General features: G+C 40.6%; 18 protein-coding genes. 5 read left to right on the plus strand and 13 right to left on the minus strand.

What is annotated here, in order from left to right:
* Nucleotides 1–12: 12 nt before the first annotated feature.
* A complete protein-coding gene (gene bamC / locus PP2015_RS09850) occupies nt 13–1,074 on the minus strand; it encodes an outer membrane protein assembly factor BamC (RefSeq protein ID WP_058030103.1) in 1,062 nt (353 codons plus the stop codon).
* A 520-nt stretch (nt 1,075–1,594) separates the two neighbouring features.
* Between bamC and PP2015_RS09855 the strand changes: the two genes are divergently transcribed.
* Nucleotides 1,595–2,128, plus strand: coding sequence for a glycine cleavage system transcriptional repressor (locus PP2015_RS09855; protein ID WP_058030104.1), 534 nt, complete (start codon nt 1,595–1,597; stop codon nt 2,126–2,128).
* Between the two features lie 8 nt (nt 2,129–2,136).
* On the plus strand, nt 2,137–2,610 hold the full coding sequence (bcp, locus tag PP2015_RS09860; RefSeq protein ID WP_058030105.1) for a thioredoxin-dependent thiol peroxidase: 474 nt from the start codon (nt 2,137–2,139) through the stop codon (nt 2,608–2,610).
* 56 nt (nt 2,611–2,666) lie between these two features.
* Here the strand turns inward: bcp and PP2015_RS09865 are convergent, their stop codons facing one another.
* Nucleotides 2,667–3,551, minus strand: a complete 885-nt coding sequence (locus PP2015_RS09865) for an NAD(P)-dependent oxidoreductase (protein WP_058030106.1) — start codon at nt 3,549–3,551, stop codon at nt 2,667–2,669.
* A gap of 64 nt (nt 3,552–3,615) precedes the next feature.
* On the opposite strand from PP2015_RS09865, the gene PP2015_RS09870 reads away from it, so the two are divergent.
* Both PP2015_RS09870 and PP2015_RS09875 read left to right on the plus strand, forming a co-directional pair.
* Nucleotides 3,616–4,200, plus strand: a complete 585-nt coding sequence (locus tag PP2015_RS09870) for a glutathione peroxidase (protein ID WP_405127343.1) — start codon at nt 3,616–3,618, stop codon at nt 4,198–4,200.
* On the plus strand, nt 4,166–5,146 hold the full coding sequence (locus PP2015_RS09875) for a 2-hydroxyacid dehydrogenase (protein WP_058031602.1): 981 nt from the start codon (nt 4,166–4,168) through the stop codon (nt 5,144–5,146). Before PP2015_RS09870 ends, PP2015_RS09875 begins: the two co-directional genes overlap by 35 nt.
* A gap of 12 nt (nt 5,147–5,158) precedes the next feature.
* On the opposite strand, the gene PP2015_RS09880 is transcribed toward PP2015_RS09875, so the two are convergent.
* The 11 genes from PP2015_RS09880 to rpoE all read right to left on the minus strand — a co-directional run bounded on the left by PP2015_RS09880 (nt 5,159) and on the right by rpoE (nt 14,458).
* Nucleotides 5,159–5,998, minus strand: coding sequence for a hypothetical protein (locus tag PP2015_RS09880; RefSeq protein WP_058030107.1), 840 nt, complete (start codon nt 5,996–5,998; stop codon nt 5,159–5,161).
* A gap of 72 nt (nt 5,999–6,070) precedes the next feature.
* Complete coding sequence (pdxJ, locus tag PP2015_RS09885; protein WP_058030108.1) at nt 6,071–6,805, minus strand: pyridoxine 5'-phosphate synthase; 735 nt, start codon at nt 6,803–6,805, stop codon at nt 6,071–6,073.
* A gap of 4 nt (nt 6,806–6,809) precedes the next feature.
* Entirely contained in the window at nt 6,810–7,499 is a 690-nt protein-coding gene (gene recO, locus PP2015_RS09890) for a DNA repair protein RecO (protein ID WP_058030109.1), read from the minus strand.
* Nucleotides 7,500–8,399, minus strand: a complete 900-nt coding sequence (era, locus tag PP2015_RS09895; protein WP_058030110.1) for a GTPase Era — start codon at nt 8,397–8,399, stop codon at nt 7,500–7,502.
* Nucleotides 8,389–9,066, minus strand: a complete 678-nt coding sequence (gene rnc / locus PP2015_RS09900; RefSeq protein WP_058030111.1) for a ribonuclease III — start codon at nt 9,064–9,066, stop codon at nt 8,389–8,391. The genes era and rnc overlap by 11 nt, the downstream gene beginning before the upstream one ends.
* 1 nt (nt 9,067) lies before the next feature.
* Nucleotides 9,068–10,003, minus strand: a complete 936-nt coding sequence (gene lepB, locus PP2015_RS09905; protein ID WP_058030112.1) for a signal peptidase I — start codon at nt 10,001–10,003, stop codon at nt 9,068–9,070.
* A 12-nt stretch (nt 10,004–10,015) separates the two neighbouring features.
* The gene (gene lepA / locus PP2015_RS09910; RefSeq protein WP_058030113.1) at nt 10,016–11,803 is read right to left on the minus strand and encodes a translation elongation factor 4; all 1,788 of its coding nucleotides are present in this window, start codon (nt 11,801–11,803) and stop codon (nt 10,016–10,018) included.
* Nucleotides 11,804–11,872: 69 nt separating this feature from the next.
* The gene (locus PP2015_RS09915) at nt 11,873–12,322 is read right to left on the minus strand and encodes a SoxR reducing system RseC family protein (RefSeq protein ID WP_058030114.1); all 450 of its coding nucleotides are present in this window, start codon (nt 12,320–12,322) and stop codon (nt 11,873–11,875) included.
* On the minus strand, nt 12,319–13,269 hold the full coding sequence (locus PP2015_RS09920) for a MucB/RseB C-terminal domain-containing protein (RefSeq protein ID WP_058030115.1): 951 nt from the start codon (nt 13,267–13,269) through the stop codon (nt 12,319–12,321). The genes PP2015_RS09915 and PP2015_RS09920 overlap by 4 nt, the downstream gene beginning before the upstream one ends.
* Nucleotides 13,269–13,874, minus strand: a complete 606-nt coding sequence (locus tag PP2015_RS09925) for a sigma-E factor negative regulatory protein (RefSeq protein WP_058030116.1) — start codon at nt 13,872–13,874, stop codon at nt 13,269–13,271. Before PP2015_RS09925 ends, PP2015_RS09920 begins: the two co-directional genes overlap by 1 nt.
* A gap of 2 nt (nt 13,875–13,876) precedes the next feature.
* Nucleotides 13,877–14,458, minus strand: coding sequence for an RNA polymerase sigma factor RpoE (rpoE, locus tag PP2015_RS09930; RefSeq protein ID WP_058030117.1), 582 nt, complete (start codon nt 14,456–14,458; stop codon nt 13,877–13,879).
* 236 nt (nt 14,459–14,694) lie between these two features.
* Between rpoE and nadB the strand changes: the two genes are divergently transcribed.
* A complete protein-coding gene (gene nadB, locus PP2015_RS09935; RefSeq protein WP_058030118.1) occupies nt 14,695–16,290 on the plus strand; it encodes an L-aspartate oxidase in 1,596 nt (531 codons plus the stop codon).
* The last annotated feature ends 32 nt before the right edge of the window (nt 16,291–16,322 follow it).

Genomic DNA, 16,322 nt, shown 5'->3' on the forward strand with positions numbered 1-16,322 from the left:
AGTATTCAAAGTTTAAATTGATAAGCCTTTGTTACCAATTGCTTTATTTAGATTTTGTTGTAATTCACTTAACAGGTCAGCACTTAAAGCTTCACCATCATTATTGCGCCATGTCACAGATGACTTTTTATCTGAAAGCGTAGAAATCTTTATACGATAGTCGCCTTCGTCGATTGGCAGAATAACTGTTTCATCACCCCAAATCGAATCCCAAACACTATCTTCAGGCTTTTCATATCTAACATGCAGCTCATCCTTTTCACCATCTACACTAATGATAGTGAAATTGAGCCGTTCTAAAACATTCGCTAAATTTGCAATTACAATATTTACAGGTTGAACAGCTACCATTGCAGCATTACCATTCGGATCGAAACCGATATCCAATGCTAACTGGCCTTGTTGCTTACGAAGCTCTACAAGTAATAAACGGTATTGATAATCAAACTCAGCGATAATCTGGTTAAGTGCACGAACTTCTAATTGCTGTTTTAGCAATTCAGTTAATTCTATTTCATCACTTTGATAATCAACTAGTTCGGCGCTTAAAGAAGCCGTTCTTTGGTGTTCACTTTGAGAAACTGTGAATTTATACTTCTGCTTAGATGGAGTTGTTTCTTCTTGCCAAAACCACTTTGAAGAAGGCGTGATCACTGAGTACCAATCGGTTAACGCCTCACCTTGCTCCTTATTCATGCTTTCAAAACTAATTTGTTTTTCAGCAGCGACTGAGTCAACGGCTTGCCAGATAAAAGACGTTAAATCTTCAATTCCATCGTTTTTATCAAAAAATACTCTAGCAAGTTTATCATTCTGTTCAAGCCAAGAACCTGCAGCAAGAGTTAACACTTGTTGAGGTGGTCGCAACGCAAGCTCTTCAGTATCGTTATCGTACTGCGCTTCTTGCATGGCATAAGTTGGATCTTTGTAAGGCTGCTTTAAATCACTCGGAACTTGGACAGCTTTATTAATACGGTAATTTTTTTCATGGTGGGTGTCATTTGTGAAAACACTACATCCAGATAAACCAAGGATCACGCCTAACGCGACCGTTTTTGGGATCCAATACTGCACTGATTATTCTCCTTAGCAGACCCTGTTATTTAGTTATATGAGTCGGGCATGCTTAGTTTGGTTCACTGTAAAAGCGAAAATTATTAGTGTGACAAAACTTTCTTATAAATTTTAATCACTTAGAATCTTTTACTTAAAAAATTCTCAATATGTTACTTGTCTATCCGCACAAACACAAGAAAGCCCAGCTTTAAAAGTTGATAACAGACAGCCACAGTGCGTTATTAAGAGAGTTATGCTAAACTCTCGCGCGGCTTTTTAATTGGTGGGGGTTGATTAATGTTCAAAACATTATCTAACCTGTTACTCAAATTACTCCTTAGTTTTTTATCAATACCATTAGAAAGTTGATAATCGAATACTTAAGAATTCGGCAAGCATAATGAACTCAAGCTATTTCAAGGCAGATGAAGTTTCATTGTGTCGAAAACAGCATCAATAAGCGCATGTAAATAGATAACTTTTCTTTTCGTTTTCTATTTACATGCAAACGAATAAGACAAATTAGTTTGGCCAATTAATGACCGCATTTGCAAACCAACAATTAGTACTTACCGCCATAGGCGAAGATCGTTCAGGTATTGTCAGTGAACTTACTCAACTTGTGAGTGATTGTAACTGCAATATCATTGATAGTCGTATTGCCATTCTTGGTAGAGAATTCACTTTCATCATGTTACTCAGTGGTGATATGGCCGCCATTAGCCGTGTTGAACATACGCTACCAATTAAAGGAATGGAATTAGGGCTACTAACCATGATGAAACGCACCAGTTCGCATTCGGAAGACGATTATATTGGTGCTTATAACTTAGAATATACGGGCATAGACGCGCCAGGCACACTCAGTAAAGTGACACGTTTTATCGCAGAGCACAATGTCAGTATCGCATCGTTAAAATCTGACACGTATGAACAAGACAATGAATTACATATGCGCTGTGAGTTAGAATTAAATTTACCTTCACAGATCGATCTTGATGATTTCAAAGTACAATTCGAAGCACTTTCAAGTACACTCAATGTAGATTACATTTTAAGACGTATTCGCTAAGGATATATATGAACACATTAAAAGCAGGTGACAACGCACCTTTATTCTCGTTACAAAACCAAAATGACGAAACAGTCGAACTAAAAACCTTATTAGAATCAAACCAAGTTTTAGTTTACTTCTATCCTAAAGCGTCAACACCTGGTTGTACGGTTCAAGCTGAAAACCTGCGTAATGAAAAAGCACAACTTGCTGAGCTTAATACTGTTGCGGTTGGTATTAGCCCCGATCCAATCAAGCGCTTAAAGAACTTCGAAACTAAGAAAGAGTTAAACTTTGACCTATTATCTGACGAAGATCATGCCATTGCAGATGCGTTTGGTGTGTGGGGTTTAAAAAAGTTTATGGGTAAAGAATACGATGGTATTCACAGAATTAGCTTCTTAGTATCTCAAGATGGTAAAATCAAACATGTGTTTGATAAATTCAAGACTAAAGACCATCACGAAGTTGTTATTAACTTCCTAAAAGAAAACGCATAATCGTATTCTTCTAAAAGTAAAAAGGTATGCTAAACGCATACCTTTTTTGTTTTACGCTACTTCTTGTCGTGAATCGCATCTAAGCGTGCTAATAAGCTCGATGTATCAAAACGGCCACCACCTAGCGCTTGAACGTCAGCATAATATTGGTCAACCATGGCTGTCAGTGGAATACTTGCGCCGTTGTTTCGCGCTTCATCAAGAGCAATGCCCAAATCTTTACGCATCCAATCCACCGCAAAGCCAAACTCATATTCACCCGCTAACATGGTTTTATAACGATTTTCCATTTGCCATGAACCAGCAGCGCCTTTTGAAATTGTCTCAATAACTTTTTCACCATCTAGACCTGCTTGCTTAGCAAAATGAAGCCCCTCAGCTAAACCTTGTACTACACCTGCAATACAAATTTGATTAACCATTTTACAGGTTTGACCTGCACCAACTGGCCCTAATAACTGGCTAAAACGACTAAACGCAGCCATGATTGGTTGTACTTTATCAAACACAGATTGTTCACCACCGACCATAACAGTCAACACGCCATTTTCTGCCCCCGCCTGACCACCTGATACTGGCGCATCAAGAAATGCGACTGATTGCTCTGCCGCCTTTTCAGCCACTTCTTTCGCAACTTTTGCTGATGTGGTTGTATGGTCGACTAAGATAGCTCCTGACTTCATACCCGCAAGCACGCCTTCTTCACCATACACAACCGAGCGCAAGTCATCATCATTACCAACGCACATAAACACAACTTCAGCCTGCTCTACTGCCAATTTTGGCGTATTTGCAAAATCTCCACCGTGCTCTTTAGCCCAAGCTTCTGCTTTGGCTGTGGTGCGATTAAACACGGTTACTTGGTAACCCGCTTTCTGTAAATGTCCAGCCATTGGAAAGCCCATGACACCTAAACCGATAAAAGCCACATTCATTGACATAAAATTGTCCTATTTGTTTGTTAGGGTATGAAGATTGGAGCTTTTATACCCAAGACGCTTGGGTATGGCAAATGAAATAGACACATGCGGATTAAAAACAAAAAGCAATCTACTCGCTTTGGATGTATTAATTATGGATAACATTTATAGATACAGTATTGATTTACTTAATGGCAAAAAACTTCCAATGAGTACCTTTGAAGGTAAAACCTTGCTCATCGTAAACATTGCCAGTAAATGCAGCTTTGCAAACCAAGTTGCCGGATTAGAATCTCTCTATAGAGAATACAAAAAAGATGGTTTTGAAATATTAGCAGTACCCTGTGATCAATTTGGTCATAGCGAGCCTTTATCAGGTGAGCCTTTACTTGACTCTTATAACAAATACTTCACTGCCAGTTTTTATATTTCTCAAAAACATCATGTGCTTGGCCCTGATGCACACCCTATTTTTAACTATTTAAAAACGCATACACGTGGCATAGTGCAAAATCGGGCAATTAAATGGAATTTCACTAAGTTTTTAGTAAACTCAAAAGGTGAACTCGTCGCACGTTATGCGCCTAGAACTAAACCAGAATCACTAAAAACAGCTATTGAGAGTCAGCTTTATGATGAAAGTCGCCTTGTTCAGCTCGCAAAGGTATGAACAACCCTATTTCGAACACGCATTATCCACTACCAGCAATATTAGCGTCTCGCATTTTAGCGAAGCATTAAATGTGCAAACTGCACCACTATGTTCGGGTTTTCAAGCTGTCTGCGCCTTTGTAAACGATGACTTATCAGGCCCTGTATTAGAATTATTAGCTGAGCAGGGTATACGCTGTATCGCATTAAGATGCGCAGGCTTTAATAATGTCGATATAGCATGTGCTAAAAAACTCGGGATCACCGTAGTTCGTGTACCCGCATACAGCCCTGAAGCCGTTGCAGAGCATTGTATTGCTTTAATGCTAACGCTCAGTCGTAAAACTCATAAAGCTTATAACCGAGTAAGAGAAGATAACTTCGACCTAAATGGCTTACTCGGTTTTAATCTGCATAAAAAAACGGTCGGTATTGTTGGTGCAGGAAAGATTGGCCAAGCCCTGATCCGAATTCTCAATGGCTTTGGTGCAGAAGTTTTAGTGTTTGACCCTAACGTTGGCGAAGGCTCTTATACTCAAGTTAGCCTAGAAATGTTATTGGCCCAAAGTGATATCATTTCGTTGCACTGCCCTTTAAATGAAGCAACTCATCATATTATCGATGAAACTGCATTTAACAAAATGCAAGAGGGAGTCATGTTAATTAATACTAGTCGCGGTGCACTCATAGATACTCAGGCCTGTATTCAAGCACTAAAATCAAGAAAATTAGGCTACTTGGGACTAGATGTCTATGAACAGGAGTCTGAGCTGTTCTTCAAAAATCGCAGTGAAGAAATTTTGCAAGATGACTTATTCGCTCGTTTAGTGAGCTTTCCTAATGTACTGATTACAGGTCACCAGGGTTTCTTCACAGAAGAAGCTCTTGAGCAAATTGCTGATGTGACAATTGGTAACTTAAGTGACTTTAGTCAAAACAAGCCACTATTAAATGAAGTGAGCTAACTTAAACTAAGTTTAAGTAGCCACACTAAATTGTCGGTTTTCATCAAGCTTGATGTGCAAGTCGCTGCGCGCACTCAGGCTTTCGATTCCCCATCGGGTTAATCGCTCAAAATATTGAATAAAGATAGTGACTGCTTCATCACTCATACCGGTCCCTGCTCGTTTTATTAGCTGATGCTCTTGCTGCAAACGCCAACTGTAAACACGCTCGAAGCTTTGCGCATTCAAAAAAACTAATTTATCGAAAAGTGCGAACAAGGCTTGATACTCATCCGATAAAAATTGGTTCACTCGGACACGATACTTTCCATTTGAGTCTTGCGTAGTTTCGAGATTATTCATCGGTATATTTAACTGCGCTTCACTTTGTGGCAGTAGTCCTAAACACCACCCCTCAAAAATAAGCACCTTGGGCTTATTTTTGCAATATAACCACCTATCAGTGCTATAAGGCTCATCAATCGCTTTGTTAAAACGAGGCAGGATAAAATCCTCACTATTTTTAAATCTTTTTACTTGCTCAATAGCAAAACTAATATCGTGCGTACCTGGCACGCCTCGCACATTAAAAAGCGGATGGTATTGAGTAGCTCGCTCTACTCTTTGTGCTTTTGATAAATAAAAGTCGTCTAAAGAAACAATCTCAGTGGTAATACCTTGGCTCTCTAAATATGCCCTTAAATACTCCGATAATGTTGACTTACCACTGCCCTGCGCACCATTAATGGCTAAGCAAAATGGGCATTTTTGTTTGGATAAAACTTGCTCTAACCAGTCGAGTACACATTGCACATTATCTGGGTAACTTTTTAAAAGAGTATGCTTCTCTAAAAACTCTGTTTGCCAACGCATATTGACCTCTTATAAATGAAACACATATAGAAAAGGCCGCATTGGCGGCCCTTTAGAGTACATGTAAGCTTATTAAGCTTGTCTTGCCTCTAACATGATACGCTTCATATCACGCACGGCTTTTTCAAGGCCATCGATTGCTGCGCGCGCAATAATCGCATGACCAATGTTCAGCTCATAAATTTCAGGCATTTCAGCAATCGGCTTAACATTGTGGTAATGCAAACCATGACCTGCATTCACTATGATCCCTAGTCCGTGCGCATATTTCACGCCTTCACGAATTCGCTCAAGTTCTTGCGCCATTTCTTTGTCTGTTTCGGCATCTGCATAAGCACCTGTGTGGATCTCAATATAAGGTGCTCCGGTTGCTTTTGCTGCATCAATTTGTGCTTTATCAGCATCAATGAATAACGATACTTTAATACCTGCGGCTTCTAGTTTGCTTACAGCGTCGGTGATTGCAGCTTGATGTGAAATAACATCAAGGCCGCCTTCAGTAGTTAATTCTTCACGTTTTTCAGGTACTAGGCACACATATGCTGGTTTAACTTCAAGCGCGATATTGATCATTTCTTCAGTCAGCGCGATTTCAAGATTCATACGAGTTTGAATGGTTTTTGCCATCACATAGACATCTCTGTCTTGAATATGACGTCTGTCTTCTCGTAAGTGGATGGTAATACCATCAGCACCGGCATGCTCAGCAACCGCTGCCGCATGTGCAGGGTCTGGATAACTGGTACCACGAGCTTGTCTTAGCGTTGCAATATGGTCGACGTTAACGCCTAATAAAATATCTTTCATTGCCTTACCTTGATAAAAATAATTCTCGGCTCTTTAAAGCCTTGTTTCCTAAAAGTGGTTTTAATAAATACCGACTTAAATGCTTTGCAGGCTTGCGCACCTCAGGATCTGCAAACTCCCCACTTGCCATACGATTAAGTACTTTACCATTAAACCCCATTTGCGGGTTGTCGGTAACAACAAAGCCTAATTCTGGAATATATTGGTAATAATATTTATCTTTTATCTCATCACCATCAGCATCCATGTCAAACTCAACCCCAAACCCCAAAGCTTCAAGTAACTGATACTCATAAGAACGTAATACGGGTTCAAAGTCATTACAGTCTACTAGTTGTTTTAAGTGTTTTTGATATAACTCGTAAATATATTCTTGTGGCTCACTGGCGGGGATCACTCTATAACTGAGCTCATTCAAATAAAAAGCACAATATAACGGCTTGCCTTTTAAGGGAAGTGGGTTTTGTACTAATTCGAATTGGTTTAAGTATTTAAGGTCATAGTTGCCAGCATAGCGGCACAAAATTGGGGTGAATGGTTGAAGTTGAGCACTGTACTTAACCGACTGTTTGCCTTTGAGTCTAGCCAACATGGTTAGGTGCCCTACACCTTCAACAAGCATACTTAGCATGGCCTGAGAGTCACTGTACGGACGTCTATGCAGTAAGTAAGCTTGTCGAAAGTCGTTATGCAATCAGTCTTCTCCGTAGCCTAGAGAGCGAAGTGCACGCTCATCGTCAGCCCAGCCAGACTTCACTTTTACCCAAAGTTCAAGAAATACTTTGTTATCAAGCATATCTTCAAGGTCTTTACGCGCTTCGCGACCGATAACCTTAAGCTTTTCGCCTTTATTACCGATTACCATACGCTTTTGTGATTGACGTTCAACTAAGATCAAACCATTGATCTGCCAAACGCCATTGTCTTGCCATTTAAACTGTTCGATTTCTACAGTAACAGAGTAAGGAAGTTCGTCCCCCATGAAACGCATTAACTTTTCACGAATGATTTCTGCTGCTAAGAAGCGCATTGATCGATCAGTCACGTAATCTTCAGGGAAGTAAAATTCACACGCAGGAAGGCGTTTGCGAACTTCATCTTTTACCAAATCGATATTCTTACCGCTTTTTGCAGAAATTGGCACGATACCAACAAAGTTACCTTGCTCACTCAACCACTGCATGTGGGGAAGTACGGCTTCTTTGTCTTTTACATTATCCGTTTTGTTCATAACAATAAGCACTGGACGACCACTGTCTTGGACTTTTTTTAGTACCATTTCATCGTCTTTCGTCCATAGCGTGCCTTCAACCACAAAAATGATCAGTTCAACATCACCAATTGAGCTTGATGCTGCACGGTTCATTAAACGGTTGATCGCACGTTTTTCTTCAATATGAAGACCCGGCGTGTCGACATAAACGGCTTGATAGTTGTCTTCAGTATGAATACCCATGATACGGTGACGGGTAGTTTGCGGTTTGCGCGAGGTGATACTGACTTTTTGTTCAACAATTTTGTTTAGTAACGTTGATTTACCCACATTAGGGCGACCAACGATTGCGATCATGCCGCAGTGCGTATTAGGCGTCATTCTTTAAAATCTTCAATGCTTGCTCTGCTGCTTTTTGTTCAGCCTTACGACGTGAACTGCCCACAGAAATAATGCTTTCCATCCCTTCCACTTCACATTCAACCGTGAATGTCTGGTTATGTGCCTGACCTTTCGTGTCGATCACAGTGTAATTTGGTAAAGGCAGTTTTCGAGCCTGTAGAAACTCTTGCAGTAATGTTTTCGGATCTTTTTGATTGTGACCCGGAGAAATTGCCGCTAAACGAGAGTCGTACCATGTCAAAATAAGCTTAGTACAAGAATCAATATCTGAATCTAAGAAAACGGCACCAATGATCGCTTCAACAGCGTCTGCAAGTGTTGATTCGCGTCTAAAACCACCGCTTTTTAATTCACCTGGGCCTAAACGAAGATAATCACCTAAATTAAACTCAACACCAAATTCAGCTAAAGTTTGACCGCGTACAAGCGTCGAACGCATTCGACTTAGATCGCCTTCACGTGCTTTAGGAAATTTTTTGTATAAAGCATCGGCAATCACGTAGCTCAAGATCGAGTCACCAAGAAACTCTAAGCGCTCATTATGTTGGCCTTTGTGACTACGGTGAGTCATCGCTTGTTCAAGCAATGCCTCATCACTAAATTCATAGCCTATTTTTTTATATAATTCTGCTACACTTCTTTTCATTTTATTGAATATTACCTAGGCGTTCGAAACGAACACCGGTTGGAACCCATCCTGGTAACAGGCTATTTGGGCCATTATCAAAATCAAAACTCATCCAAATAAACACCGCTTTGCCGACTAAGTTTTCTTTAGGGACAAAACCCCACATACGACCATCTTGACTGTTGTTACGGTTATCACCCATAACAAAATAACTGTCTTTAGGTACAACCCACTCATCTTTGCGAGTACCAGTTTGCTGGTAATAACGATCAGTAGATTCTAAAGCCTGTGGGTTTATTAGGATGTCATGTTGTGCACCTGGTAAGTCTTCAGTCAGTCTTACCAAATGCATTGGTCCTTGCATAAATTCATCACGGTTTACAATATCAAGACCTATCTTATTGTATTCACCACACACTAGGTTGTCAGTGCGCTCTTTACCGGCTTCACAATTAGGCTTGATAAAAAGTTGACGATTACGATATACAATACTATCCCCTGGTAAGCCAATGACACGTTTAATAAAATCAATTCGCTCATCAAGTGGGAATTTAAATACCGTAATATCACCACGTTCTGGTTCACCGACTTCAATCATCTGTGAGCGCCAAACCGGATCTTTAATGCCATATGCATATTTTTGAACCAAAATAAAATCACCATCTAATAGCGTTGGCATCATTGAGCCTGACGGTATCTGAAATGGTTCAAAAATAAACGAACGGAAGATGGTGATCGCAGCAATCATAGGAAAAATAGACTTTGCACCCTCTACAATGGCAGGCTCTGGGGCAATCTGCGCAATCACATCATCATCAAGAGGAGTTTGCGTAGCACCTTGTGCCAACGCAATTCGTTCTTTTCGCTTTGGTGCGAACATGTAGTGGTCAATCAACCAAATCAAGCCTGACCCAAGAGTCAAAAGCACCAAGAATACAGAAAAATAGCCTGCCATTAATAAGTCCTGTTATTTACCTACTTTAAGGATTGCTAAGAATGCATCTTGAGGAACTTCAACGTTACCCAATTGCTTCATTCGCTTTTTACCTTCTTTTTGTTTTTGAAGTAGCTTTTTCTTACGGCTCACGTCACCGCCGTAACATTTCGCGATTACGTTCTTACGTAACTGCTTAACTGTTGTACGTGCAATAACATGTGTACCGATAGCTGCTTGGATCGCAATATCGAACATTTGACGAGGAATAAGCTCTTTCAACGCATCAGCTAATTGACGGCCACGCTGCTGCGAACCCTCACGGTGAGCGATAATCGCCAATGCATCAACACGGTCGCCGTTAATTAGAATATCAACCCTAACCATATCAGAAGCTTGGAAACGCTTAAAGTTATAATCTAGTGACGCAAAACCACGGCTCGTTGACTTAAGCTTATCAAAGAAGTCCATCACCACTTCGGCCATTGGTAGCTCGTAAGTTACAGCAACTTGGTTACCGTGATACGCCATCTTAGTTTGCACACCACGCTTCTCAATACACAGCGTAATTACATTACCAAGGTATTCTTGCGGAACAAGGATATTCGCTTCAACAATCGGCTCGCGAATTTCAATGATGTCATTGACTGGAGGTAGTTCCGACGGGTTATCTATTTGAATAACGCCATCTTTTGTTTCTACCTCATACACTACCGTTGGCGCAGTAGTGATAAGGTCCATGTTATATTCACGTTCAAGACGCTCTTGAATGATTTCCATGTGTAGCATACCTAAGAAGCCAACACGGAAACCAAACCCAAGTGCGGTTGAGTTTTCAGGCTCGAAGAATAATGACGCATCATTTAGGCTTAGTTTGTTAAGCGCATCACGGAAAGCGTCATATTCGTCTGAAGCAATCGGGAACATACCCGCGTAAACCTGTGGCTTAACGCGTTGGAAACCAGGTAGACGTTCAGGCGCTGCATTTTGTGTCAAAGTAATTGTGTCACCTACAGGTGCACCATGGATATCTTTAATACCCGCAATCACAAAGCCTACTTCGCCGGTTTTCAACACTCCTGTGTTTGTCTGCTTAGGTGTGAAAATACCAACATGATCAGCAATATGTGTTTGATCTGTTGACATAATCTTGATTTTATCGCCTTTACGTAATTCACCATGCTTAATACGTACCAGAGATACAACGCCTTGGTATGGGTCAAACCACGAATCGATAATTAGCGCTTGAAGAGGTGCTTCAGAATCGCCTACTGGCGGTGGTACATCGCGTACAATATTTTCTAGTACGTCTTTAATACCAATACCTGTTTTTGCTGAACATTGAACAGCTTCTAACGCGTCAATACCCACGATTTCTTCAATTTCTTCAGCAACGCGAAGTGGATCGGCCTGAGGTAAATCTATTTTGTTAAGAATTGGAATGACTTCTAAGTCCATTTCAATCGCTGTGTAGCAGTTTGCAAGAGTTTGTGCTTCTACACCCTGACCCGCATCAACAACTAATAGTGCACCTTCACACGCAGCAAGTGAACGTGATACTTCATAGGTGAAGTCAACGTGTCCTGGTGTATCGATGAAGTTAAGTTGATAAGTTTCACCATCATCAGCCGTGTAGTTAAGCGTTACACTCTGTGCTTTGATGGTAATACCACGCTCACGTTCGATGTCCATCGAATCCAGAACTTGCTGCTGCATTTCACGATCTGTTAAACCACCACAGACTTGGATTAAGCGGTCAGACAAAGTTGATTTGCCATGGTCGATATGGGCGATAATAGAAAAGTTACGGATATGCTTCATATTTCTGGATTCTAAACTTCTTAAGTCATTAAATTAGATATTAGGGTGGGATTTTACATTTTATTTGCGCTAATCACCATCTATTTGCTTCACAGAGAAACTAATTGGGTAAATTTTTACCACTTTTACTTGGTGTTTGAGTCGTCCAACTCGATATCGCGCAACGATGAACCCCATCAAACCACCCATTAGCGCAAACAAGATCTGAAAAGGTTCTGATAAATTTAACAAAAACGCGCCAATAAACATCATGATGAATGCCCCCATTAATGGGGTCATGTAAACCCATGCACCATGATTAACTAGCTTGCTGTCATCAAGTGATAATTTTATTTTTTGACCAACTTCAACTGACTCATGAAGTTCAATAGGAAAGAGTTTTTTTTGTGTACCAAATAGTCGGCTAAATATTTGCGACCCACACTTGCCATTACACCCTTCACAAGCTGGCTTAGGTTCGGCTTGAAGATAAGCAGTCGTGCCGCGAATTTTCGCGACACTCAAGGTTTGTTCTATCATAGAGCTCGTTTTACAGACTCGGCAATATTTTTGGCTGTTTGTGGCGGGATTTTACCTACCACAGATACATCAAAAGCACCTGAGTTGTGAACATAAACAGTCGTTGCACCCGATGATAACGCGCCACTGGGTCTTTTACCAGCCAGAGGTCTTTGCACAAATACTGAAAATTCAACTAACCCATCTGAAAACAAATAATAATCTGCAAGCTCATTATTTAAATCTAGCTTGTGCCTGTCGGCTTTTAATAAGGTAAAACCTTGGGGTAGCCAATCGATTTGCCAATTTGACTGAGACTGTTCACTGATGACATTTTCATTAACCACTGCTGGTTCAGGAAAATCTCTATTGAGAAGTTCAACAAGTTGTTGTGCAGGTTCTGTTGTAACGCTGATATGTGTGAGCTGAAGTTGCTCTAGCAACTCGCCCGCTTGATTCACATATGCCGCTTTTAAAAGAAGTGATGACTCAGTATCGATCCATAGCCAATAGTTGTATTTACCACTGTCTTTAGATTCTAACCTAACCAGCTGGGCCGGACGACCTGCTATACGGCCTTTTCCACCTAAAACAAAATCATAATCTTGCTTCAATATAGAAATATCTTTAAACAATACTTCCGGTATTGGACCTGCTATAGAGTCGGTTGAGATAGAGTAAGGTGCTGATTGTGGTTCAAAGTAAGTGACCTTATCATCAACACGAACAATTTCTAGGCCAGCACCATTAAGCAAACTAAGTAATTCAAGTTCTTGGTTCTGGTGCTGAGCATGCAACCAACGATACGGCTCCATCCCCTTTTCTTTCATCACTACGAATGAGGCATCAAAATTTCTTTGATGCACAGCAGTAGCCATATTTTGTAATAATTGTTTTGCAGTAAGTGTCTCAGAAGCTTGAGTCACTAGGGCAAAACATAAACCAATAAGAAAAATAAACGGCTTCATTAATTCGGTTCTTTATTCTCTTCTGTTTTTTCTGTTTTAGATTGATGCAACGCATGCGCCATTCTCGATTGACGCTGATGTTCAAGTACGAGAGCACCAATACGTTGTTGCTGAAGTTCTCTTACACCTTGTTGCGCGCTTTGTAGCGCAGAGCCTTCAGAAGAAAAACTCACAGGTGAAACACCTCCAGCCACGGGAATGGACTGCAATACAGGTAAATCCTCACCCACAACAGGCGTTTGCTGCATCGTATTTACACCTAACACCGCGACTAGTGCGACACTGGCAGCTATCGCAATTTGAGAAAATGGCTTTTTCCAACTACTGATACTGACAACATTCGACTGTTCAGGTTGAAGAACAACTTCTTCAATGCCTTTCACGTTGTGACAAGGCTCATCAGCCAAAGCGGCCGCAAAGCTTGATGTTATGTCGATAGTTACTGCATTGTCGCTTTTGGCTCTCAACGCATCACCGATCAGGGCGTATCGAGAAAACTTTTCTGAGTCTAATTGACTTAAGCTTGCATCATCTAGAGTACGCTCACCATCAAAAATTTCAGAAGTGCTAACTTGTTCAATCTCAGCTTTATTAGCTTGGGTCATATTTAAGACTCACTAATCATTGGGTTTAAATTATTATCAATTGCTTCACGCGCTCTGAAAATTCGCGACCTCACTGTTCCAACAGGACAGTCCATAATCACGGCAATTTCTTCGTAGCTCATACCCTCAATTTCTCTTAGGGTAATTGCCGTTTTCAAGTCATCAGGCAAGCCATCTATGGTTTTATAGATAACGGCTTTAACTTCATCACTAAGCAATAAATTCTCTGGCGATGCATTTGAACGAAGCGAATCTGCATTATCGTAGAGTTCAGCTTCTTCAGCATCAATATCGTTGGCTGGCGGTTTACGACCTTGAGCCACCAAATAATTTTTAGAACAGTTAACCGCAATACGATAAAGCCAAGTATAAAATGCACTCTCACCTCTAAAGTTAGGCAGAGCACGATACGCTTTAATAAACGCTTCTTGTGCTACGTCAGCTATATCGCTTTGATTTGATACATATCGAGAGATAAGACCTGCGATTCTGTTTTGATATTTGGCAACTAAGAGGTTGAAGGCGTTTTTATCTCCTTGCTGTACCCGCTTGACCAATGCTAAATCCAATTCCTGCTCGCTCATTCGAGCCGGTACTCCTCTTTCTTATAATTGTAACTAAATGTGAGTTGCCATCTTTCACAGCAATTGAGACACACTATTAAATAAAAAGTTCTGTTTTTTTAAATTTTTTTTTAAAATATCTTCTGAGCGCTTAAAATAACCACTTTCAAAAAGTCTATTTTGGCCTAACGTTCGTACTTTTACGATCATAGTACACTTGTTAGTGTACATCACATAGAAAAAACGAAGATTCGAATATGAAACAAATCAATAACCATGAAACTGACGTGGTTGTCATTGGTAGTGGTGCTGCCGGATTGAGCCTTGCACTTTCACTTGCTGAACACTGTAACGTAACAGTTATCAGTAAAGGGTCTTTAAAAGAAGGGTCTACACTTTATGCTCAAGGTGGCATAGCAGCTGTTTTTGATAAAAAAAATGACAGTATTGAATCACATGTTGAAGACACGTTAGCTGCCGGTGGTGGTTTATGCGACAGAGACGCAGTGCACTACACAGCCAGCAATGCTAAAGCCTGTTTAAAATGGTTAATTGAACAAGGCGTACCCTTTGATATGGAGTTTGATAGCAAAGGCAAAGAGCGCTATCACTTAACTCGTGAAGGTGGGCACAGCCACAGAAGAATTCTGCACGCTGCCGACGCAACAGGTAAAGCAGTACAAACTACTCTAGTTAGCCAAGTACAATCTCATAAAAATATAAAGTTACTTGAAAACTACAATGCCATAGATTTAGTAAAAAATACCGCATGTGACACTCAACCAGTCAAAGGCGTCTATGTTTACAACCGTATTGAAGACAAAGTAGAAACCATTTCAGCAAAGTTCGTTGCGTTAGCAACGGGTGGAGCCAGCAAAGTTTATCTTTACACTTCCAACCCTGATGTATCAAGTGGAGACGGTATTGCAATGGCTTGGCGCGCTGGTTGTCGCGTTGCGAATATGGAATTTAATCAATTTCATCCAACAAGCCTTTATCATCCAGAACTTCAGAACTTTTTAATCACTGAGGCGATGCGTGGTGAAGGTGCCCACTTAAAACGCCCTGACGGTACGCGTTTTATGCCTGATTTTGACGAGCGCGAAGAGCTAGCTCCGCGAGATATTGTTGCCAGAGCGATAGATTTTGAGATGAAGCGCTTAGGCGCAAACTGTGTGTATCTCGATATTTCACACAAAGACAAAGACTTTATCATTGAGCACTTTCCTACCATTTACGCAAAGTGTTTAAGTGTTGGCCTAGATATTACAAAAGAGCCAATCCCTGTTGTACCAGCTGCACATTATACCTGTGGTGGTGTAATGACAGACTTCAATGGTAAGACTGACTTACAAAATCTATATGCTATTGGAGAAGTCGCTTATACCGGTCTACACGGTGCGAATCGTATGGCGAGTAATTCATTACTCGAATGTATAGTGTTTGCGCATGCAGCAGCTAAAGATATTTTGTCTAAACTCGACCATGCAAAAGCATCTACTCAGCTCACTCAATGGGATGAAAGTCAGGTCGGTAACTCTGATGAAGAGGTTGTTATTACCCACAATTGGCATGAATTGAGGTTATTCATGTGGGATTATGTCGGCATTGTCCGCTCTACGAAGCGCTTAGAACGAGCTTTGCGACGAGTTGAACTCTTGCAACAAGAAATTCAAGAATATTATGCTAACTTTAGGGTGAGTAACAATTTATTAGAACTCAGAAACCTTGTACAAGTTGCAGAGTTAATTATTCGAAGTGCGCTAGAGCGTAAAGAGAGCAGAGGCTTGCATTACACTCTTGATTACCCTGAACAAAACGATAATCCAACACCCACTGTGCTAAAGCCTTAATCAAACTCAATGCGCTTACCATACCAATCTTC

It is taken from the genome of Pseudoalteromonas phenolica, assembly GCF_001444405.1.
In the GTDB taxonomy this organism is placed as follows: domain Bacteria; phylum Pseudomonadota; class Gammaproteobacteria; order Enterobacterales; family Alteromonadaceae; genus Pseudoalteromonas; species Pseudoalteromonas phenolica.